This is a genomic window from Sedimentitalea xiamensis, from assembly GCF_030164465.1.
Classification (GTDB): domain Bacteria; phylum Pseudomonadota; class Alphaproteobacteria; order Rhodobacterales; family Rhodobacteraceae; genus Sedimentitalea; species Sedimentitalea xiamensis.
In genome coordinates, this window is record NZ_JASNJE010000038.1 from 1 (window position 1) to 19,717 (window position 19,717).

At 62.1% G+C, this 19,717-nt stretch carries 21 protein-coding genes and 1 tRNA gene; 14 read left to right on the forward strand and 8 right to left on the reverse strand.

The window, feature by feature from the left end:
* Positions 1–674: 674 nt before the first annotated feature.
* The 11 genes from QO034_RS20385 (at position 675) to QO034_RS23400 (ending at position 10,123) form a co-directional block, all read left to right on the forward strand.
* Positions 675–1,739: an AAA family ATPase gene (locus QO034_RS20385; RefSeq protein ID WP_284487370.1), complete on the forward strand. Its 1,065-nt coding sequence runs from the start codon at positions 675–677 to the stop codon at positions 1,737–1,739.
* 367 nt (positions 1,740–2,106) lie between these two features.
* The gene (locus tag QO034_RS20390) at positions 2,107–2,421 is read left to right on the forward strand and encodes an HNH endonuclease (RefSeq protein ID WP_284487371.1); all 315 of its coding nucleotides are present in this window, start codon (positions 2,107–2,109) and stop codon (positions 2,419–2,421) included.
* A 108-nt stretch (positions 2,422–2,529) separates the two neighbouring features.
* Positions 2,530–4,374 carry a terminase large subunit gene (locus tag QO034_RS20395; RefSeq protein WP_284487372.1) on the forward strand — a complete coding sequence of 615 codons (1,845 nt, stop codon included), beginning with the start codon at positions 2,530–2,532 and terminating at the stop codon, positions 4,372–4,374.
* Positions 4,375–4,487: 113 nt separating this feature from the next.
* On the forward strand, positions 4,488–4,751 hold the full coding sequence (locus tag QO034_RS20400; RefSeq protein WP_284487373.1) for a hypothetical protein: 264 nt from the start codon (positions 4,488–4,490) through the stop codon (positions 4,749–4,751).
* Positions 4,751–5,359 carry a hypothetical protein gene (locus tag QO034_RS20405; protein ID WP_284487374.1) on the forward strand — a complete coding sequence of 203 codons (609 nt, stop codon included), beginning with the start codon at positions 4,751–4,753 and terminating at the stop codon, positions 5,357–5,359. The genes QO034_RS20400 and QO034_RS20405 overlap by 1 nt, the downstream gene beginning before the upstream one ends.
* A 202-nt stretch (positions 5,360–5,561) precedes the next feature.
* Positions 5,562–6,791: a phage major capsid protein gene (locus QO034_RS20410; protein WP_284487375.1), complete on the forward strand. Its 1,230-nt coding sequence runs from the start codon at positions 5,562–5,564 to the stop codon at positions 6,789–6,791.
* Positions 6,791–7,066, forward strand: a complete 276-nt coding sequence (locus QO034_RS20415) for a head-tail connector protein (RefSeq protein ID WP_284487376.1) — start codon at positions 6,791–6,793, stop codon at positions 7,064–7,066. Before QO034_RS20410 ends, QO034_RS20415 begins: the two co-directional genes overlap by 1 nt.
* A complete protein-coding gene (locus tag QO034_RS20420) occupies positions 7,063–7,596 on the forward strand; it encodes an HK97 family phage prohead protease (RefSeq protein WP_284487377.1) in 534 nt (177 codons plus the stop codon). The genes QO034_RS20415 and QO034_RS20420 overlap by 4 nt, the downstream gene beginning before the upstream one ends.
* A complete protein-coding gene (locus QO034_RS20425; RefSeq protein ID WP_284487378.1) occupies positions 7,593–8,807 on the forward strand; it encodes a phage portal protein in 1,215 nt (404 codons plus the stop codon). Before QO034_RS20420 ends, QO034_RS20425 begins: the two co-directional genes overlap by 4 nt.
* Positions 8,808–8,984 carry a hypothetical protein gene (locus tag QO034_RS20430; protein WP_284487379.1) on the forward strand — a complete coding sequence of 59 codons (177 nt, stop codon included), beginning with the start codon at positions 8,808–8,810 and terminating at the stop codon, positions 8,982–8,984.
* 350 nt (positions 8,985–9,334) lie between these two features.
* Positions 9,335–10,123, forward strand: a complete 789-nt coding sequence (locus QO034_RS23400; RefSeq protein WP_407696791.1) for a tyrosine-type recombinase/integrase — start codon at positions 9,335–9,337, stop codon at positions 10,121–10,123.
* Here the strand turns inward: QO034_RS23400 and QO034_RS20435 are convergent.
* The 5 genes from QO034_RS20435 to QO034_RS20455 all read right to left on the reverse strand — a co-directional run bounded on the left by QO034_RS20435 (position 10,083) and on the right by QO034_RS20455 (position 14,782).
* Positions 10,083–10,157: transfer RNA gene (locus QO034_RS20435), tRNA-Glu, on the reverse strand. The two genes, QO034_RS23400 and QO034_RS20435, sit on opposite strands and share 41 nt — an antisense overlap.
* A gap of 90 nt (positions 10,158–10,247) precedes the next feature.
* Positions 10,248–11,999, reverse strand: a complete 1,752-nt coding sequence (gene recJ, locus QO034_RS20440; RefSeq protein WP_284487380.1) for a single-stranded-DNA-specific exonuclease RecJ — start codon at positions 11,997–11,999, stop codon at positions 10,248–10,250.
* A 102-nt stretch (positions 12,000–12,101) separates the two neighbouring features.
* A complete protein-coding gene (gene glpX / locus QO034_RS20445) occupies positions 12,102–13,064 on the reverse strand; it encodes a class II fructose-bisphosphatase (protein WP_284487381.1) in 963 nt (320 codons plus the stop codon).
* A gap of 35 nt (positions 13,065–13,099) precedes the next feature.
* The gene (locus QO034_RS20450; protein WP_284487382.1) at positions 13,100–14,386 is read right to left on the reverse strand and encodes a homoserine dehydrogenase; all 1,287 of its coding nucleotides are present in this window, start codon (positions 14,384–14,386) and stop codon (positions 13,100–13,102) included.
* Positions 14,387–14,464: 78 nt separating this feature from the next.
* A complete protein-coding gene (locus QO034_RS20455; RefSeq protein ID WP_284487383.1) occupies positions 14,465–14,782 on the reverse strand; it encodes a hypothetical protein in 318 nt (105 codons plus the stop codon).
* Between the two features lie 94 nt (positions 14,783–14,876).
* Between QO034_RS20455 and QO034_RS20460 the strand changes: the two genes are divergently transcribed.
* A complete protein-coding gene (locus tag QO034_RS20460; protein ID WP_284487384.1) occupies positions 14,877–15,467 on the forward strand; it encodes a TetR/AcrR family transcriptional regulator in 591 nt (196 codons plus the stop codon).
* Positions 15,468–15,500: 33 nt separating this feature from the next.
* Here the strand turns inward: QO034_RS20460 and QO034_RS20465 are convergent, their stop codons facing one another.
* Both QO034_RS20465 and QO034_RS20470 read right to left on the reverse strand, forming a co-directional pair.
* Positions 15,501–16,412: a pirin family protein gene (locus QO034_RS20465; RefSeq protein WP_284487385.1), complete on the reverse strand. Its 912-nt coding sequence runs from the start codon at positions 16,410–16,412 to the stop codon at positions 15,501–15,503.
* Positions 16,413–16,591: 179 nt separating this feature from the next.
* Positions 16,592–17,170, reverse strand: a complete 579-nt coding sequence (locus QO034_RS20470) for a Hint domain-containing protein (RefSeq protein ID WP_284487386.1) — start codon at positions 17,168–17,170, stop codon at positions 16,592–16,594.
* A gap of 350 nt (positions 17,171–17,520) precedes the next feature.
* On the opposite strand from QO034_RS20470, the gene QO034_RS20475 reads away from it, so the two are divergent.
* Together QO034_RS20475 and QO034_RS20480 are read left to right on the forward strand one after the other, a co-directional pair.
* The gene (locus QO034_RS20475; RefSeq protein WP_284487387.1) at positions 17,521–18,474 is read left to right on the forward strand and encodes an NAD(P)-dependent oxidoreductase; all 954 of its coding nucleotides are present in this window, start codon (positions 17,521–17,523) and stop codon (positions 18,472–18,474) included.
* A gap of 59 nt (positions 18,475–18,533) precedes the next feature.
* Complete coding sequence (locus tag QO034_RS20480; RefSeq protein ID WP_284487388.1) at positions 18,534–19,025, forward strand: hypothetical protein; 492 nt, start codon at positions 18,534–18,536, stop codon at positions 19,023–19,025.
* 86 nt (positions 19,026–19,111) lie between these two features.
* Here QO034_RS20480 and QO034_RS20485 read toward each other — a convergent pair whose 3' ends face one another.
* Positions 19,112–19,714, reverse strand: a complete 603-nt coding sequence (locus QO034_RS20485; protein ID WP_284487389.1) for a TadE/TadG family type IV pilus assembly protein — start codon at positions 19,712–19,714, stop codon at positions 19,112–19,114.
* Positions 19,715–19,717 lie beyond the last annotated feature (3 nt).

A 19,717-nucleotide genomic window follows, 5' to 3' on the forward strand; every position in this document is an offset into this window, starting at 1 on the left:
GGACGTTTACGGAGTTGTTCAGCGCGCTCGGAAGGATATGCGACCTGTTCACTCCCGACGAATGCATGAACTACTTTCGCGCTGCAGGATATGCGCCAGGTTAATCCCGAAATGCTTTAGGGAGACCACGAAGCCAATCGCACGGCTTTCGGTACAGCGGCGCAGAACAGCGACCGACGCGGAGCTGACGGGTGCACGCCGCGAGACGATCAGCAAACTCTACAGCTTCCTGTGCGCTTGCATTAGGGAATGTATAGAAATCCAGCCCTCTGAATTTCAGATGCAAAATCAATATCTCACAAGGATAAGTGGCAGCCCGTAGGGGCCGCGCACAAAATAAATGAAATCAATGGGTTAGTCTGTCCAACCCCGCTCTATGTGGGTGTTGATATCAAAGCGGAATTTCCGAGATTGTCCAACCGACGAAGGCCAAAAGAAAACGCCGCGTCTGTTGGACCTAGACGCGGCGCTCGAAAAGAAAAGCGCCTGTTCACAACGCTCAAGACCGAAGATAGCCGATTTCAGGTCCACCGCACAAGCGGTAATCCTGCTTTTGCGGGGTGCCTGGTATGACGCAGAGGGACGACCAGACAAGCGCACCACTCGACGTTTGCGCAATTAGGGAAGCATTCGCCAAGGCCGAACAAGTAGACGCGCCGGCAAACATGGTGCCCATGAACAAAGTCGTGCGGGATCGCCTAGCCCATCTCAAAGGCCAGGTGCGATCCGCGCGCGAAGCCCAGGCCGACCTGGATCCGAATTATCTGATCAAGGGCTGGCTCATGGGGGGCGCCACCAGCGTGATCTACGGGCCTTCGAACGTGGGCAAGACTTTTCTTGCGCTCAAGATCGCCCAGGCCGTTGCATCCGGCACTGATTGGTTCGGATGCAAGACCCGCCGCCAACATGTTCTATATGCGGCGGCCGAAGGCGGCCGTGCCTTTGAAAACCGTGTAGCAGCATTGCGCGCGGCCGAATTCGACTGGATCACACATCCATTTGATTTCCACGCAAACGCGATTGACGCCCAGGTTCTCGCCCATCTCTACAACGAGATGAACCCGAACCCAGCACCCGGACTGATCATCATTGACACCCTGGCACGGGTAATGGCCGCCGGGGATGAGAACTCCAGCGTGGATATGGGGCTGCTGATCCGCAATGTGGATACGCTGGCCCGCATGACTGGCGCGCATGTCATGCTGATCCACCACACCGGCAAGGATACAGCCCTGGGTGCCCGTGGGCACTCATCCCTGCGGGCTGCGATAGACACCGAAATCGAACTGTCCCGCGATGAGGAAAGCGGCGTGATTTCCGTCATGTCGCGGAAGCAGCGCGATATCGGGATGGGGCGGGATGCCTATTACAGCCTGGCCGAGGTGCACTTGGGCACCGATCCAGACGGTGATGCCGTGACCACTTGTATCGTTGCAGAGGCAGAGGCGCAGGAACCCGTAGTCAAGGACAAGCGCAGGCCGTTGAAGGGCCACCAACAAGTTGCCCACCAGGCGCTTCTGGATGCGCTAAGGGACCACGGCCAAAAGCGCAGCGGCCCGGATTTCCCTGGTAAACCTGTGGTCCACGTCGATCACTGGCGGGAAGCCTGCAAGCTGCACGGGTTGCTGAATAATCCGAAATCGAAGGACGGTGGGCGGAATGCATACAAGCGGGCAAAGGAATGGCTAATGAACAGCGACTATGTGCGCTCATATCAAGACTACTGGTGGGTGTGTTGAAGTTGCATTCGGGTAACAGGGTCGCAGTAGTGTGCGGCAGAAAAGTGGATGGCGCACACGGAGCGTTGCATTTCAATGTAACATTTTTAATTGTTGAAAAACAATGCGTTAAATGTGCCCGTAATATCGGTTTGGCGGAAAATGATACGCCATGTTACGGCACTACACCCCGCAGGCGGAAAATACGTTACATTTTGGGGGTTGCGGCGGCGTATCATTTTGGGGTAATGCCTAAAGGCATTAACCCCCAAAAAATGTTACGCATGTTACGCGGCCGAGTATCAGCCGTATCGCTTTCGCTTGCGCTACAGCAATACGGCCAATACGCGGCCGCTGCGTCGGTGCAGATCAGCGGATGGGTGCAGCCATGAACCGCTGGCCCTATTGCACCACAGCCTGGCGCAAGCTGCGCTCTGCCAAGCTGGATCAACAGCCCATGTGCGTGATCTGCGAGCGCCGTGGCAAGACAGTGCTGGCGAACACGGTCGATCACATCAAGCCGATCAGCCAGGGCGGCAAGCCCTTTCCTCCGCTGGAAGAACTGCAATCGCTGTGTGCCAGCTGCCACAGCGAAAAGACGCACATGCACGACAAGACACGAGGCAATGCCCTGGGTCGCAGGTTCAAGGGCTGCGACGAAACAGGACAGCCGATTGATCCCAGCGATGGGTGGTGGCGATGAACCGGGGGGCCTTTCAATCACGGGAAATGGCCGCGTGCGTAACCAATCCCCCCCACGCGCGTATAGTTAATAAGGTTCGTGTCGCTGACCTAATTTCCGTCAGCAATATTGACCTTTTTTGCGGGAGGTCAGGCAAAACGGGCCAACCCTTCTTTTCGCCAGGATATGCGCAAGCATCGAACAGGGGCGCAGCGTGCCCACAAGGGGCCGCATTGGTTTTGGAGGCCCCATTTACCAGAAAAACCAATGCGGCCCCTTGTGGGTGGCCACAGGCGACGAACGGAGGAAATTGATATGGGACTGCGAGGCCAGGGCGCTACGCCCAAACTGATCGTGGACAACCGCCAGGGCAACCTGGGTTTTGATCTTGAAGAAACCACACCAATGCGGGGCACTTTGCCCTGGGAGGCCACCGGCCTGTCTCGCCTGGATCGCGTGATCGCGTTCCTGGAGGACTTGCCGATTACACAAGGATCGCTGGCCGGCACGAAGCTGCAAATCCGGCCCTGGCAACGTGATTTCCTGGCAGCGGTGTATGCCGAGGATCAGGACGGCAACCGCCCCGTGCGAACGGCCGTGCTGTCGATGGCTCGCAAGAACGGCAAGACCCAGCTTGTCGCTGGATTGGCGCTTGCCCACCTGCTGGGGCCAGAGGCCGAAGGGCGCGGCGAAGTCTACGCCGCGGCGAACGATAAGGCCCAGGCGGGTAAGACATTCGCTGAAATGAAGGCGATCCTGGAGGAACATCCCGGACTTGGCGCGCGGGTGAATATCGTCAATTTCCACAAGCGCATGGAAGTGCTGCAAGGCACCGGCAGGGGATCGATCTTCCAGGCGCTTTCTGCCGATGCCAGCACGAAACAGGGCCTTTCCCCCAACTTCGTTGTATATGATGAACTCGGCACCGCGCCAAAACGCGACCTGTATGAGGCGCTGGATACCGCGATGGGCGCCCGCGACAATCCGCTGATGTGCGTGATCAGCACCCAGGCCGCCAGCGACACGGCCGCGCTGTCTACGCTGATCGACTACGGGGTGAAGGTGAATGCGGGCGAGGTGCAAGACCCGAGTTTCCATCTGACATTCTACACCGCTGCGCCGGACGATGATCCATGGAGCGAAGAAACCTGGCGCAAGGCAAACCCTGCCCTAGGCGATTTCCGTTCCCTGGAGGATGTGCGCCGCCAGGCGGGCCAGGCGCAGCGGATGCCGGCGGCCGAACAGGGCTTTCGCAACCTGATCCTGAACCAGCGTGTGGATGCGCATGTGCGTTTCCTGGCGAAACGGGAATGGGACAACTGTGCGGGCCAGGTGGATTTCTCGGGGCTTGCCGGCCGCCAGTGCTGGGCTGGTCTGGACCTGTCGCAATCCCGCGACCTGACCGCGTTCGTGATGGTGTTTCCTGACGATGCCGGCGGGTTCGATATCCTGCCGCGTTTCTTCCTGCCAGAGCGCGGGATTGCCGAGAAATCCGATCTGGACAGGGTGCCCTATGACGTGTGGGCGCGGCAAGGCTTCCTGACCCTGATACCAGGCGCAACCGTTGATCCGTCATTCGTGGCCGAGGCTATCGCCGATGCCTGCGACCAATACGACATGCGGCGGATCGCCTATGACCGCTGGCGCATTGAGGACTTGCGCCGCGAGCTGGCCCGCATGAACGTGGCCCCACCGCTGGAACCGTTCGGCCAGGGCTTCAAGGACATGGCGCCGGCGGTGGACAAGGTGGAGCGCCTGGTGGCCGAGGCACGCCTGCGCCACGCGGGTAATCCGATCCTGACATTCTGTGCTGCCAACGCGGTGATCGAGCAAGACCCGGCGGGAAACCGCAAACTGGCAAAGAACAAGAGTAGCGGCCGGATCGATGGACTGGTGGCCCTGGCAATGGCCCTGGGTGGCATGGATCGGGAAACCGTTTCCGAGGTGCCAGGGTGCCTTGAGGGATTGCTTTAGGAAAAAACTAGAAAACAGTGCTTGCCAGACATCATGTATTGCAATACATAGAGTATAGCGATACTTCATGTATGGCAAAGTCAAATAGAAAGACCGACGAAAAGGAATAAGCAGTGAAAAAGCAAGATCACCCCAGCCAACGTCAGATCGACTTGTTGGAGATTGAAGGGCAGGTCCACTGCCTGGCCAACAATGTCCTTACCGCTCTGCGGTTAGCCTGGCACCAGGCGATGGAAGCGCCACGCAATGAACGCCCTCACAATGAAGCCTGTGTATTCGACAACCTCGAATACCTGACCTCAAAAGCAATCGAGGACATGCAAGAGCTTATGGCACAGCTTGGCACCGCACATGAAATCAAGCGGGAGGCGGCTTAATGTCTAAGGTAGAGAGCACAAAAGCCCAGCAAAACATCACCAATGCGAAGTTTGAACTTCCCGAGGTTCTGGAAGTTGCTGGGCTTCCGCTTACCACCTTCAATGCGTGGGTGCGGCGTAGCAAAGACCCGCGATACGACATTCCCGCCATTCCAGACCTTGAAGGTGCGATGGCGCATCCCGGCCACAGGAAGCACCGTCAGGTAAATGGCTTGGGCGCAATTTTCATCATTGTGGCCAAACACCTGGTGGATGGTGGCGCAACTGTCGCGGAAGCATTGATGGCCGCCACACGGTTTACATTCGTAGGCGAGTCCGGCCGCGTGCCTGGCGGGCTTTACGAAAGCGAGATTACCATGTTGGTAATCGAACGCTTCGCGGACGAACCCTCAAAGTCCTATGTCGGCGCCCTACCCAAACACTGGAAGGGCAGTGGCTTTTTTCCACCCCCGCAATGGCACCGCGGCTATGCCCAGGGTCGGCCCATTTCTTGGCTCTTTTTCGATGTCGAAAATTTCCTACCACAGTTGTGTCGGGAACTTGGGATTGAACCGGTGGAGACCGCCCGCGACAGCGACGATGACAACCTTGAAATCGACAAGAGATAACGAATTCCCCCTCGGGGAGTCAGGGCGTTGCGGTGACGCCTACAATCTGCGCCGGGCCGAGGGGGTGTTATTCCTTCCCGGCGCAGGACACCGCACCAAATTCCCGCTGTGAAGCGGCATCTTCCCTGCGCCAGGCTTGCCTGGCCCGATGGACCTTCAACCCCGCCGGGATGGCGGCATTTTCCCAAAGATGGAGACCTGAATGAAACCGCACGAAATCAAAGAGGCCCGCGCGGCCAGGATAGCAGAAATGCGCCAGATCAATGAGACCGCGACCGCAGCAAATCGCGACCTGACCGGCGAAGAACGCGCCCGTTTCGACACCCTTGACGGTGAGGTGCGCAACCTCAATACGCGTCTGTCCGATGCCGAGCGCCTGACCGAGTATGAGCGCCTGGAAGAACGCGCCGAACCGATCAATGGCGGCACGTTCCGCCGGGGTGATCTGTCGGGCTATTCGCTCGCCAAGGCGTTGGTGGAAAGCCGCGCGGGAACCCTGACCGGCCTGGAAGCGGAAGCACACCAGGAACTGGCCAAGGATCGCGCAGAGGTGCGCGGCGTCATGGTGCCCACCGATGTGATCCTGGGCGGCGAAACCCGCGCCCTGCTGACCACGGGCACGGGTGGCAACATGGTGTCCACCGATCTGGCGGCCATGACGGATCGCCGCCGGCCCGCGCTCAAGGTCGAGGCGATGGGCGCCACCTTTCTGCGCGGCCTTTCGGGCAATATCGATCTGCCGCGCCTAAGCGCATCCGGCACGGCTGGGTGGGTGGCCGAGAACGCGGCGGCAGCCCGCAGCGATGCGACCTTTGCCAAGAAATCGATGGGGCCGAAAACCGTGACGGCCGAATACGAGATTTCGCGGCGGATGCTGCTGCAATCCAACCAGGCGCTGGAACCGATCTTGCGCGCGGATCTGGGCTATCTGCTGGCCCAGGCCCTGGATGGCGCTGCGATCCGTGGCGCGGGAGCCAATGAGCCGACCGGCATCCTTGCCGATGCGAATGTGACCAGCGTGACCGGCGGCGCCTTCTCCAGCGATATCACGGCCGATCTTATCGCCGCGCTGGAAACCGACGATGTGACCGGCACCGCGGCCTTTCTGACCAACCCGGCCGTTATGGCGGTGGCGCGCAAGGCTAAGGACACCACCGGCCGCGTGATCCCGCTGGCCGAACTGTTCCACAACCAGCGCGCCGAAGCATCCACCCAGGTGCCGCGCGATATCGGCGTGGGCGGCGACAAGAATGCGCTGATCTATGGCGAGTGGGCCAGCCTTTACGTGGGCTACTGGTCTGGCGTTGATCTGCTGATGAACCCGTATCACACCGACGTGGCCAGCAAGGGCGGTGCGTTGCTGCATGCCTTCCTGGATGCCGATGTGGTGGTGCGCCACCCCGAAGCATTCCGCTATGCGGAGATTGATTGATGGTCTCGCTTGGCGATGCCAAAGCCCACCTCCGCGTCGATCACGACGCGGAGGACGGGTTGATAGAGGGGTTGGTTGATGCAGCCGCCGACCACCTGCAATCGATCGATGTGGATGTGTCTGTGGTCCCGCTGCCGGGGGCACTTCGTCAGGCGATCCTTTTGCTTGTGGCCCATTATTACGCAAACCGCGAAGCGGTGAGCGATCAGCTGGTGCACGTCCTTCCCCTTGGCGTTGCCCGGCTGATCGCGCCTTATCGGAGCCTTGGAATATGAGCATCGAAAGGAGATTTCAGCCTGCGGAACTGCGGGCAAAAGGGCGGCGGCTTGAAGGGCACGCCGCCCTTTTCGGGGCATCTGCGCAGATTGGCGGCGGCCTGGTCGAAACCATCGCGCCAGGTGCCTTCGCGGAAAGCCTTGCCACTCGCCAGGATATTCTTGCCCTGGTCGACCATGACCCAATACGGGTGTTGGCGCGCACGAAGTCAGGCACCTTGCGCCTGGCTGAAGATAGCCAGGGCTTGGCCTTTGACCTGGACTTGCCGGATACCCAGGCCGCGCGTGACGTTCTGGCCCTGGCCGAGCGCGGCGACCTGGGCGGAATGTCTTTTGGGTTCACTGCTACACGCGACGATGTGCAGGGCAGCACACGAACCCTGCACGCGGTTGAACTGTTCGAGATTTCCGTGGTGGCGGCCTGGCCAGCCTATGAAGGCACCACGGTCCAAGCCCGCGCGCTTTCCAATTTCACACCATTCCGCACTGCTGCCGCCCGCCGCCTGCGCATCTGGGAGTTGATGCAATGAGCATTTTAAAGCGCCTGCTGGGCGTTGAAACCCGCAACACTGTCACCACGTCCGATCCGAGCCTGGCCGAATTCCTGGGCCCGCGCAGCGGCGTTTCCGGCTATGTCGATAATGCCCAGGCATCGGGCCTGGCCGTGGCGCAAGCCTGCATCACCGTTATCAGTCAGAACCTGGCGGCGATCCCGCTGAACGTCTACCGCCGCGGCGATGATGGGAGCCGCGAACGCGCCCAGGATCATCCATTGCAGCGGGTTCTGCATGACCAATTCACCCCGAGCATGACTGCCTTTGAAGCGCGCGAGGCGTTGATTTCCGATCTGCTGACGAACGGCAACGCCTATGCGGTGATCGAGACCAACGGGCGGGGCCAGGTGGCCCGTTTGTTCCGAGTCTCCCCGGCAATGGTATCCATTGAGCGAATCAACAACGGCCGCCTGCGCTACCGCGTGGCGGATCACCGGGGGCAAACCAAGGTCATGATCCAGGATGAAATCCTGCATCTGCGCTATCGCATCGGCCCGGATGGGGTGTTGGGCGTATCCCCGATCCAACTGGCGCGGGAAGCCTTTGGCCTGGCCCTGACCCAGCAAGAACAAGCCCGGAAACAAGCGGCCAAGGCATTCCGTGCGGAGGGTGCCCTGGTGTTCCCGCAGCCGATCCCCGGCGACAAAAAGAGCGAAGCCCTGGACAAACTGGCCGCGCGGCTGGAGAGCCAGGCCAGCACCTCGGGCGTTATCGTGCTTGATGGCGGCGCCGAATGGCACCCGCAATCGCTTTCCTCGAAAGATGCGGAATTCCTGGAGAGCCGCAAGCTGTCGAACCTGGATGTGGCGCGGGTTTTCAACGTGCCGCCAACGGCTATCGGCATCGTGGACAATGCCACCTACAGCAACGTGGAGGGCGAAACCCGTGCCCTGGTGACGCGCTGTCTTGCCCCAATGGCCCGCCGGATCGAACAGGCAATGAATGCGGCCCTTCTGACCGCCGATGGGCGGCGGCGGCATTTCATCGAACACGACATGGGTGCCTTGCTGCGGGGCGACCTGGGCGCCCGGTATGACGCCTACCGCGTCGGCCGCGAAGCCGGTTTCCTGTCGGTCAATGAAATCCGGCGCCTGGAAAATCTGCCACCTGTCCCAGGTGGCGAAACCCACATCCAGCCGATGAACTTCGCGCCTTTGGGCGCGCAAAGCCAAGAAGAGGGAAACTAAATGGCATATCCCCGCGCGACCGTGAAGCAATCCGATCTGACAAAGTATTTCAAAGCTGCCCAGGCTGCGGGATACGAAAGGCCGCGCGTGGTCATTCACCCCGATGGGAGGGTGGTTATCGAAGCGGTTGAAGATGAAGGAACAGCCGGCAATCCGTGTGACGTGCTGTTGAAATGAGCGGCCGCCGAAACCCGTTTCCTGGTGTTACCCGCGTCGTGGATCGTCACGGCAAGGTGCGCTGGCGCTATCGGCGCAAGGGCTTTTCCTGCTACCTGCCGGGGGAATATGCCTCGGCCGAGTTTCGCGCGGCTTATGAGCGGGCGCAGGACGGGGCCAGACCACCAGTGACCAAAGCACCGCAATCCGGCACGCAGCACTGGTTGGTCGAGCAATATCTGCGATCCGCAAAGTATCGGGATCGCTCCGAGGTTTCTCGCCGCGTTTTGCGCAAGGAACTGGACTGGTTGCTTGACCAGGCAGGGCAGCTGCCGTTTGCGTGCCTTGAAATCCGCCATATCGAAGCAATCATGGACAGGAAGGAAGGACCGGCGGCGGCCAATAAGGTGCGCAAGAACCTTTCACTATTGCTCAACTTCGCAATCCGTCGGGGCTATGGCGTGACATTCAATCCGGCGCGATACGCAGAAAAGCGCAAGGAAAACCCTGACGGTTTTCATGTTTGGACAGAGGCAGAGATTGCCAGGTTCAAAAGGCATCACGCCGCGGGAACAAAAGCGCGGTTGGCACTGGCAATCTTTCTCTGCACCGGGGCATCCCGCCAGGATGCGGCCGCCATGGGTTGGCGGAATGTCGCCGGTGCCAGGATCAGCTATCGGCGCGGCAAGACGGGTGTTGAGGCAAATCTGCCGATCCTTCCCGATCTGGCCGAAGAACTGGCCTACGTGTCGCCTGATCAGGCGCTATTTCTGACCCATAGCGGGGGCAAGCCCTACAAGCCCGAAACCCTGGGCAACTGGTTTCGGGATCAGTGCAATGCAGCTGCTGTAAAGGGTAGTGCACATGGGTTGCGAAAAGCTGGTGCGACCCGCCTGGCCGAGGCCGGCGGCACACCGGACGAAATCCGCGCTTTCCTGGCGCACGCGACGAACAAGGAAGGTCAAACCTACACGAAAAAGGCGGATCGGGCGCGCCTGGCCGACAGCGGACTTGCGAAGCTGGGAAGCCTGGACCATAGTGAAGAATGTCCAACCCCACAGAACAGGTTGGACAAAATAGGGAAAAAATCCAATGAAACCAATGTGCAGGCAGGTTTTGTGGCAGCCCGTAGGGGAATCGAACCCCTCTTTCCAGGTTGAAAACCTGGCGTCCTAACCGATAGACGAACGGGCCACTGTCGGTGAGCGGTTCATTAGGCAATCGGGCCAACCGGCGCAAGTGGAAAAATGCGGATTTTTGCAAGAAACAGACCGGCCATCGGGATCAGTTGTCCGTGACCGGCGCAGCATCCTCCAGGCGCAGCTGGACGGATTGGCGTCCGCCCCAGGTGTTCACATCCAGCCGGCCCGCCATGTGAAACCGTGCTCCTCCGTGTTCCATCAGGGCGGGGCCGAGCGGGGTCTCGAACGCGCCGAAACAGATCGCGTCCAGCCCTCCGCCCATGCCGTCGTTGAGCGACAGTTTCAGATGGGTTTCGCCGACGCGGCGGGCATGGCGGATTTGCAGGTCGCAGAAAGCGTATCGCGGGGCAGGGGCTCCGGCACCGAATGGCCCGGCCTGTTCGATGTCCTCGACCAGCGACACATTGGCGGCCCTGGGCATGAGAACGCCGTCCAGTTTCAGATCGGCCGGCCCGCCTTGCCCCGCGCCCTGCCGTTCCAGCAGGTCGGACAGGCGTGCCATTGCCGCTTCCAGATTGTCGCGGCTCACGGTCAGACCTGCCGCCATCCTGTGTCCGCCGCCCTTGACCAGCAGCCCCTCGGCCGCGAGGCGCTGGATGGCCGCGCCCAGGTCCACACCCGACACGGACCGGCCGGACCCCTTGCCTTCGCCGCCCTCCAGACCGATCACGACGGCCGGGCGGTTGGCCGCCTCCTTCAGTCGCGCGGCGACGATTCCCACCACGCCGGGATGCCATCCTTCGCCAGCGGCCCAGACGAGCGGCGCGTCAAGACCGCGGTCTTCCGCCTGTTCCATGGCGGCGGCCCGAACCGCGTTTTCGATCTCGCGGCGTTCCTTGTTCAGGGTATCCAGCCGCTCTGCCAGGGCCTGCGCTTCGGCCTCAGATGCGGTCGACAGAAGCCGCGCGCCCAGGTCCGCTTCGCCGATCCGTCCCCCGGCGTTGACCCGCGGACCCAGCAGGAAACCGAGATGGTAGGTATTCGGAGCCGTGTCCATGCGGGCGGCGTCGGCCAGCGCCACCAGTCCGGGGCGGTCGCGACGCCCCATGATCTTCAGCCCCTGGCGGACAAGTGCCCGGTTCGCGCCGATCAGCGGCGCGACATCGGCGACGGTCGCCAGTGCGACGAGGTCCAGAAGAGCCATCAGGTCCGGCCCGGTTCCGGCACCGGAGCCGCGCATCTGGCGGCGGACCTCGACCAGCATCAGGAACACGACGCCAGCGGCACAGAGATAGCCCAGATCGCCGTTTTCGTCCTGTCGGTTGGGGTTCACGACGGCGAAGGCCGGGGGCAGATCTTCACCGCCGAGGTGATGGTCCAGCACGATCACATCGGTGCCCGCCGCGGCGGCAATCGGCGCGTGGGATAGGGTGCCGCAATCGACGCAGACGATCAGGTCGTGGCTGGCCGCCAATTGCCGCATCGCCGGTTCGTTGGGGCCATACCCTTCGTCGATCCGGTCGGGAACATAGAGAGTCGCGGGCAGACCCATGTCGCGCAGCCAGACGAGGAGAAGCGCCGCGGAACTGCCGCCATCGACGTCATAGTCGGCAAAGACGGCGATGCGTTCCCGGCGCCGCACCGCGGTCAGAAAGCGCGCTGCGGCCTTCTCCATGTCCTTCAAACCGCGCGGGTCCGGGAGCAGGTCGCGCAACTGCGGCGCCAGGAAGGTTTTTGCCTCCGATGCCGGAACGCCGCGACGGGCCAGAACCTGGCAAACCGCCAGCGGCAGGCCCGTCGTCTGCTGCATCGCGTCGGCGGCGCGTTCGATTTCGATCGATGGTCCGATCCAGCGCCGCCCGGTCAGCGATGTCGCGATTCCCAGAAAGGCCACCGGATCTCCTTCGTCGATGGGCCCGATCACCAAGGTCCGGGCGGAAACCTGTATCGTTCGTCCATTGCCCGCCGGATGGTCCGGCCGTCGGCGACCGCCGGTTCAGACCGGTGTGCGGTATTCCATGCGGCGGACGGAGCCGGTCTTGGACCGCATCAACAGCGTCTGCGTCGTCACCCAGCCGGGCTCGCGCTTGATGCCGTTCAGAAGCGTTCCCCCGGTCACGCCGGTCGCGGCGAAAATGACGTCCTGCTGGACCATCTCGTCCCGCGAATAGACCTTGTCGAGGTCCGTGATACCGGCCTTGGCGGCGCGGGCTTTCTCATCGTCGTTGCGAAACAGCAGGCGGCCGAAGATCTGCCCGCCCATGCATTTCAGCGCAGCCGCGGCCAGCACGCCTTCGGGGGCGCCGCCTGATCCCATGTACATGTCGATGCCGGTCTTGTGGGCTTCGGCGCAATGCATGACACCGGCCACGTCGCCATCGGTGATCAGCCGGATCGACGCGCCGGTGCTGCGGACTTCGGCGATCATTTCCTCGTGACGCGGGCGTTCCAGAATGCAGACGGTGATGTCGGACGGCGCGCATCCCTTTTCCGTGGCCAGGGCGGACACGCGGGTTGCGGGCGGCATGTCCAGCGTCACCAGACCTTCGGAATAGCCCGGACCGATGGCCAGTTTTTCCATGTAGACGTCCGGCGCGTGCAGCATTGAGCCGCGCGGACCCATGGCGATGACGGTCAGCGCATTGGGCATGTCCTTGGCGGTCAGAGTCGTGCCTTCCAGCGGGTCCAGCGCGATGTCCACGCCGGGTCCGTTGCCGGTCCCGACCTCTTCGCCGATATAGAGCATCGGCGCTTCGTCGCGTTCGCCTTCGCCGATCACCACGACCCCGGCGATGTCCAGCAGGTTCAACTGCTCGCGCATCGCATTGACCGCCGCCTGATCCGCCGCCTTCTCGTCGCCGCGCCCGATCAGGGACGCCGAGGCCAGTGCTGCCTGTTCGGCGACGCGGGCGAGGCCGAGGGACAGCATGCGGTCGTGAAATTCGATCTTGTTGCTCATGAGAAATGGCTCCTGTTCAGGACTTGGGGGCGAGGCTAGAGGTTTTCGATCCGCAATGCGACGGGGGGCGAGACGAGAACATCGGTGGCCTGCATGGCTGAAATGGCTTCGTCCAGGGCCGCGCGCGTGGTCTTGTGGGTCACGATCAGCACCGGGGCGGCAGGTTCGGAATGCCCGTACTGGCGCATTCTGTCGATGGAAACCCCGGAGGCGCCGAGGATCGTGGCGATCTTGGCGAGCGCGCCGGGCTTGTCCAGAAGCGCCATGCGCAGGTAGTAGGGCGCAGGCAGGACGGCCCGTGCGGCGGGCGCGTTTTCAAGCGATGCCGCAGGCTGGCCGAAGGTCGGCATCCGGAAGCCGCGCGCCAGGTCGCAGACATCGCCCATCACGGCGCTCGCGGTCGGGCCGGCTCCGGCGCCGGGACCGCGCAGCACGATCTGCTCGACCGCATCGCCCTCGATCACGATCATGTTGGTGCCGCCTTCGAGCTGGCCCAGCGGAGAACTGATCGGCACCAGGCAGGGCTGCATGCGCTGTTCCAGCCCGCGGCCGGTGCGCTGCGCAACCCCGAGCAGCTTGATCCGGTATCCCATGTCCGCCGCCTGGCGGATGTCCTCGATCTCGATCCGGTCGATCCCCTCGAGTTCGATGCCATCGAAATCCGGCCGTGTCCCGAAGGCGATCGCAGCCAGGAGCGCCAGCTTGTGGCCGGCGTCGATCCCGCCGACATCCAGCATCGGGTCGGTTTCGAGATATCCGAGGTCAGCCGCTTCGCGAAAGATGGCCTCATAGGGCAGCCCGGCGCTTTCCATCCGCGTCAGGATGTAGTTGCAGGTGCCGTTGATCACGCCCATGACGCGGGTGATCTCGTTCGCGGCGAGTCCTTCGCTCAGGGCCTTGATGACGGGGATGCCGCCTGCGACCGCGGCTTCGAACTTGATGCAGCGGCCTGCGGCCTCGGCCTGTTCGGCCAGCGCCTGCCCATGGATGGCGAGCATGGCCTTGTTGGCCGTGACCACGTCCTTTCCGGCCCGCAACGCCGCTTCGGTTGCGTCCTTCGCCGCCCCGTCGATGCCGCCCATGACCTCGATGAATATGTCCACGTCGTCACGTTGCGCCAAGTCCACCGGGTCGGCTTCCCAGGCATAGCCGCCCAGGTTCACGCCCCGGTCCTTGGTCGCATCGCGGGCGGATACGGCGGTGATCCGGATGTCGCGCCCGGTGCGCCGCGCCAGAAGATCGGCCTGTTTGCGCACGATCCCGACGACGCCCAGACCGACTGTGCCCAAGCCCGCAATTCCCAGGCGCAACGGAGTTGTCATGTGGCTATCCCTCGATCTTGAGTTTTGACGTGCCTTAGCGGGTTCGGTCCAGGGGTGCAACGCGTCAGATGTTGCGCCTTATCGTGGCACGCCGGCTTGCATCCGTTTCCGTGTTTCGTCATCCACCACGGTCGTGTTCAGGCGATCCGCGCGCACCCGGAGCGAGTCCCGCCGGCTTTCCAGGCTGGCGCGGATGTCGTCCGACTGATCCCTTGGCGCGGGAAGCGGCACAAGCAGGGTTTCGATCGGAACCAGCGCGGGGTAGTCGGCATCTTCGAGGCTCGCGGGGACGGTGCTCGCCAGATCCGGGACATTCGCGCATCCGGCGACAAAGGGCAGTGCCAGAAGACAGGCGAAGCGGGGCGAAAACCGGTTTCGGGCCGAGGACATGGGCATCTCGCGGATCTTGTTTGCCCGTTTGATGCCCTTTTGCCGGAAAAGCCGCAAGCGGGGGTTTTATCTGAACGTGCGTTCAGATAGCCTTTGCCCCATGGCGCGCACGACCGGATCCCATTCGGATATCACTGGCCCCCGAATACGCGAGGCGGCCCTGAAACTCTTTGCGCGCCATGGGTTTGCCGCCGTATCCATGCGCCAGATCGCGGCCGAGGTGGGGGTTCAGGCGGGGGCGCTCTACAATTACACGTCCGACAAGCAGAGCCTGCTGTTCGGCTTGATGAAAGAGCACATGGAAGAGCTTCTGGACGCGCGCGCGCACCGGGTCGTGCCGCAGGATGCCACGGCCCGGCTGGAAGACTTCACCCGCTTTCACATCGCACACCACCTGAAACGTTCCGACGCGGTCTTTGTCTCCTACATGGAACTGCGCAATCTCAGCCCGGAAAACTTCGACGAAATCGAAGTGCTGCGCCGCGCCTACGAGGAACATTTGGAACACATCCTTCGACAGGGCGTCGCGGATGGTGTGTTCGCGGTTCCCGATACCAAGATCGCGTCGATGGCGGTGATCGCCATGCTGACCGGCGTCAATACCTGGTATCGGGCGGAAGGTCGGCTGTCAGTGACGGAAGTCGAATCCATCTACTGGGACATGGTTCGCAAATCCGTGGCCCCGGAGTAACCCCGGCACCGGCATCGTTCTGTTCCTCTTCACTCAGTGAGCCGGTTTGATGAACGTTCCGTTGCGCAGGTCGCGCATCGCCTGAATCAGTTCTTCCTGCGTGTTCATCACGATGGGGCCGTGCCATGCGACCGGTTCATCGATCGGAGCGCCCGAGATCAGCAGGAACCGGACGCCTTCCGGACCCGCCTGAAGCGTCACTTCGTCACCGGTGCCGAACCGGACGAGAGTCCTGTCGCCGCTGAGATCGCGGATATTCATCTCTTGCCCGGCGACTTCCTTTTCAAGAAGTATCCCGGACGGATCGGATGCTGCCGCGAAGGCGGCGGAGCCTTCGAAAACATAGGCGAAGGCGCGGCGATAGGTGTCGATCCTGAAGGTCTTGCGCACGCCGGCCGGAACATGGACGTCCAGATACTGCGGATCGGCGGCAATGCCGTCCACCGGGCCGGTCTTGCCCCAGAATGTGCCCACGACGATCTTCACCCGCGTTCCGTCGTCGTCGATCACCTCCGGGATGTCGGCGGCGGTCACGTCCTGATAGCGCGGCGCGGTCATTTTCTGCGCCGAGGGCAGGTTTCCCCAGAGCTGAAACCCGTGCATCTGTCCGCGCGCGTTTCCATGCGGCATTTCCTGATGCATGATTCCCGATCCGGCGGTCATCCACTGAACGTCGCCCGCGCCCAGCGTTCCCGTGTTGCCAAGGGAATCTCCATGTTCGACCGTTCCGCTGAGCACATATGTTATGGTCTCGATGCCGCGGTGCGGATGCCAGGGAAAACCCTTCAGGTAATCCTGCGGATGCTCGTTGCGGAAATCGTCGAACAGCAGGAAGGGGTCCAGTTCGGACGGGTCCTGAAACCCGAAGGCTCGGTGCAGTTTCACGCCGGCGCCTTCCATCGTCGGAATCGCCTGTCGTGTTTCGAGGGTCGGTCTGAGTGACATGTCTGTTTTCCATAGACGGTTGTGCCACACATAGATGGGTCGATTGCGCGGTCTGGCAATCGGGATAGTTCAACGAGTCATGTGCATCGCTGCACAACGCCCGCAAAAGATCTCTCAAACCGTGGCCTGGCGGCCGCCGCGCGTCGGGTCTTGCCCAGCCCTTTGGCGGCCAGTCCCTGTCAGGGTGAGACGAGGAACCACGCGCCATCCACGCAGACGGCTTCCTGCTGGCCGCAGTGGAACATGAAATAGGTCATTTCGGATCTTGGAAGGCGCGACACGCCTGGGAGACCTTCGAGTTCGGACGCTGCGCCCATCATATTCCCGCCGAAGACATCGGATGCGAAGATCATTTGACCGGGGGACAGGACGATATCCCGAACGGGAGAACACGGCCCAAGGGTCCGGGTCCGGATCTGAATCGGAAGCGCTTCCGGATGCCGGGCCATGAAATCCGCGTCGAGCCGGATCTCGTCGATCCATTCGACCTGACGATAGGCGCCTGAGCGTGTCTTGACCCTGTCGCGCAGCCGGAGGGCTTCGATAGGAAGCTCGCCAAAACTTGTCGACAGGCGGCAGCCCGCAGCAAAGCCGGGCAGGGTCCAGACCTTGTTCGGTCTCGGGGCGGGATGGCTTGCGGCGGCGGACGGCGCATCGCTCTGGCGGGTCTGTCTCAGAACCGCGTCGAGAATGGTCTGATCCGACGGCGCGAACGACGCCGGATATGACGGCTCAGAGCGGGATAGGTCCGGGCGCATGTCGATCCTTTGCTTGGCAGGGTCCGAAGGCGTTTTGTGGGGTCAGATTGCGATGCGGCCAGACTACGGGCTTTGCCAAAATTCTCCATGAATTTGGATCGATTTGTCGAAATCGAAGCGGGTTTTGGCGTTGCGGGCGGACAGTTTCGGATGTGGTGCGGGTTTGGAAACTCGTGAGAAACAATCGAAACGCCGGACTGCCCTGCGAATCCCGGCCCGAGTTTCCCATGGGCCATATGTTTGTTGTGACCGATAGCGGTGCGGGAAGACCCGGCGCAGGTCGCAAACAGGAAAGATCGGCTGTGCGTCGATGCGCAGGGTGCCGTTGAATCGTAAGCGAGGACGGGAAGATGCGGGTAGGTTTCATCGGACTTGGCAATGTCGGCGGGAAACTTTCGGGAAGTCTCTTGCGCAATGGCATTGACCTCGCGGTCCACGATCTGAACGGCGATCTGGTTCACAAGATGGTCGTGCGCGGCGCGCGGGACGGTGCAAGCCCGTCCCGGCTGATGGAAACCTGCGACGCGGTCATCACCTGCCTGCCCAGCCCCGCCGCAAGTGCCGCCGTGCTGGACGAGATGCTGCCGCGCGTCGGTCCCGGCAAGATCTGGATGGAAATGTCCACGACCGACGCCGCCGAAGTGAAACGGCTTGGCGCTGCCGTCATCGACCGGGGCGGTGCGGCGGTGGATTGCCCGGTTTCCGGCGGCTGTCACCGGGCGGACACCGGCAACATCAGCATCTTCGCGGGCTGCGATCGGGAAACCTTCGAACGGATCCTGCCATTGCTGACGGTCATGGGGCGTCGCATCCTTCATACGGGCGACCTCGGCAGCGCCAGCGTTCTCAAGGTGGTGACGAACTATCTGGCCACGGCCAACCTTGTCAGCTGTGCGGAGGCGCTGGTGGTGTCAAAGGCCGCCGGAATGGATCTGGGCGTCGCCTACGAGGCGATCCGGATCAGTTCCGGCACGAGTTTCGTGCACGAAACGGAAAGCCAGGTGATCCTCAACGGCAGTCGGGACATTTCGTTCACCATGGATCTCGTGGCCAAGGACATCGGGTTGTTTCAGTCGGTTGCCGACCGGGCCGGGGTTCCGCTCGATCTCGGCCCGAAACTGATCGAGATATTCGCGGACGGGATCCGCCGATACGGTTCCCGTGAACTGTCGCCAAACATCATCCGGCGGCTCGAAGATGCGACCGGTCTGGACATTCGGGCACCGGGCTTCCCGGCGCAGATGCAGGATGACGAACCGGAAGAACCGGGCGCGGAAGTGATCGTGCGACGTGCGGAGAAATAGGCTGTTCGCCTCCGCTCGCGCGGGGTAAACGGGCCTGAATGGCGAACGGGCGGAAGAAAATGGAAAACGACGAGGTTCTGGCGGTTCTCGAGGCCAGTCCGATCCGGCGCGGGATCGGCGTGGCGACGCTGGTCGCGATGGCGGCCCTGCTGTTCTATTCGGCGGCGACGACGGCGTCCGGCCCGCTCTGGCAGGCGATTGCCGTGGTTCTGGGCGCGGCGTCGCTCTGGACCGCGGATCTGTTTCGACGCGCCGCCGCCGGACGGGTCGAACTGACCGAAGGCGGGTTGCGGGACAGTCGCGGAGAGACCATCGTTTCCATGGAAGACATCGTGAGACTGGACCGGGGTGCCTTCGCCTTCAAGCCTTCCAACGGTTTCACGATCCGGACCCGGTCGCCCGGCACCCGCGTCTGGCGTCCGGGGCTGTGGTGGCGGTTCGGTCATCGCATCGGCATCGGTGGCGTGACGCCGATCGCGCAATCGAAGGCCATGGCCGAGCTGCTGACCCAGCGGATCGCCGAGCGACAGGATCGGGATGCGGCGTCCTAGGTGACTGACTCTGATCCTTCGCAATAGTCCGGAGCAGAGCGACCGGACCTTGCAAGACCACCGGCCACGAGGCGGTCAGGGGCCAATCATCCCGGGCCAATCACCCCGTCGTCGTGATCCTCGCCCTCACCCTCGTTCATCCCCTCGAACACGACCTGCGAGACGAAGCGGGGCCGGGTGAAAACGAAATTCTTCAGGTCCAGGTTGTCCAGGCCGACGTTGAAGAGAGGGACAAAGACATTGTTGGTTTCCACCAGAATGACGCGTTCGTTGTCGGGCATTTCGGGCAGATCGCCGGAAATGTTCTCGATGTTCGCATTGGTCAGTTCGGCCGGAAAGCCGCGGTTCTCGGACCAGTCCAGATAGTATCGTTCGTCGGCGGCGTCCCAGCGGATCACCGAGACCCGCAGATCGACATCCGAAGGCGTGCGCGTCATCAGGCTGAGCACTTCGACCATGGAGTCGATATAGGCATCGTTCACCGCCTGGGTTTCGCGCGAGAGCAGGTCCGAGATCGTATAGGCCGCCTTGAGATTGACCGCGCTCTGACGGTAGCCGTCAAAGAACACGTAGGCCGCCATGAAGGTCCAGAACAGGATCGGCATCGCGAGGATGAATTCGACGGTGACATTGCCGTGCTCTTCGCGGCAGAAACCGCGCAGCAGGGTTTTCGGTCGGGAGATTTTCATGGC

Bases quoted from the DNA above. Each gene is read 5' to 3' on its own strand.
- QO034_RS20385 (WP_284487370.1), top strand. From the start codon at position 675: ATGAACAAAGTCGTGCGGGATCGCCTAGCCCATCTCAAAGGCCAGGTG.
- QO034_RS20390 (WP_284487371.1), top strand. From the start codon at position 2,107: ATGAACCGCTGGCCCTATTGCACCACAGCCTGGCGCAAGCTGCGCTCT.
- QO034_RS20405 (WP_284487374.1), top strand. From the start codon at position 4,751: ATGTCTAAGGTAGAGAGCACAAAAGCCCAGCAAAACATCACCAATGCG.
- QO034_RS20410 (WP_284487375.1), top strand. From the start codon at position 5,562: ATGAAACCGCACGAAATCAAAGAGGCCCGCGCGGCCAGGATAGCAGAA.
- QO034_RS20415 (WP_284487376.1), top strand. From the start codon at position 6,791: ATGGTCTCGCTTGGCGATGCCAAAGCCCACCTCCGCGTCGATCACGAC.
- QO034_RS20420 (WP_284487377.1), top strand. From the start codon at position 7,063: ATGAGCATCGAAAGGAGATTTCAGCCTGCGGAACTGCGGGCAAAAGGG.
- QO034_RS20425 (WP_284487378.1), top strand. From the start codon at position 7,593: ATGAGCATTTTAAAGCGCCTGCTGGGCGTTGAAACCCGCAACACTGTC.
- QO034_RS20430 (WP_284487379.1), top strand. From the start codon at position 8,808: ATGGCATATCCCCGCGCGACCGTGAAGCAATCCGATCTGACAAAGTAT.
- QO034_RS23400 (WP_407696791.1), top strand. From the start codon at position 9,335: ATGGACAGGAAGGAAGGACCGGCGGCGGCCAATAAGGTGCGCAAGAAC.
- glpX (WP_284487381.1), bottom strand. From the start codon at position 13,064: ATGAGCAACAAGATCGAATTTCACGACCGCATGCTGTCCCTCGGCCTC.
- QO034_RS20450 (WP_284487382.1), bottom strand. From the start codon at position 14,386: ATGACAACTCCGTTGCGCCTGGGAATTGCGGGCTTGGGCACAGTCGGT.
- QO034_RS20455 (WP_284487383.1), bottom strand. From the start codon at position 14,782: ATGCCCATGTCCTCGGCCCGAAACCGGTTTTCGCCCCGCTTCGCCTGT.
- QO034_RS20460 (WP_284487384.1), top strand. From the start codon at position 14,877: ATGGCGCGCACGACCGGATCCCATTCGGATATCACTGGCCCCCGAATA.
- QO034_RS20465 (WP_284487385.1), bottom strand. From the start codon at position 16,412: ATGTCACTCAGACCGACCCTCGAAACACGACAGGCGATTCCGACGATG.
- QO034_RS20470 (WP_284487386.1), bottom strand. From the start codon at position 17,170: ATGCGCCCGGACCTATCCCGCTCTGAGCCGTCATATCCGGCGTCGTTC.
- QO034_RS20475 (WP_284487387.1), top strand. From the start codon at position 17,521: ATGCGGGTAGGTTTCATCGGACTTGGCAATGTCGGCGGGAAACTTTCG.
- QO034_RS20480 (WP_284487388.1), top strand. From the start codon at position 18,534: ATGGAAAACGACGAGGTTCTGGCGGTTCTCGAGGCCAGTCCGATCCGG.
- QO034_RS20485 (WP_284487389.1), bottom strand. From the start codon at position 19,714: ATGAAAATCTCCCGACCGAAAACCCTGCTGCGCGGTTTCTGCCGCGAA.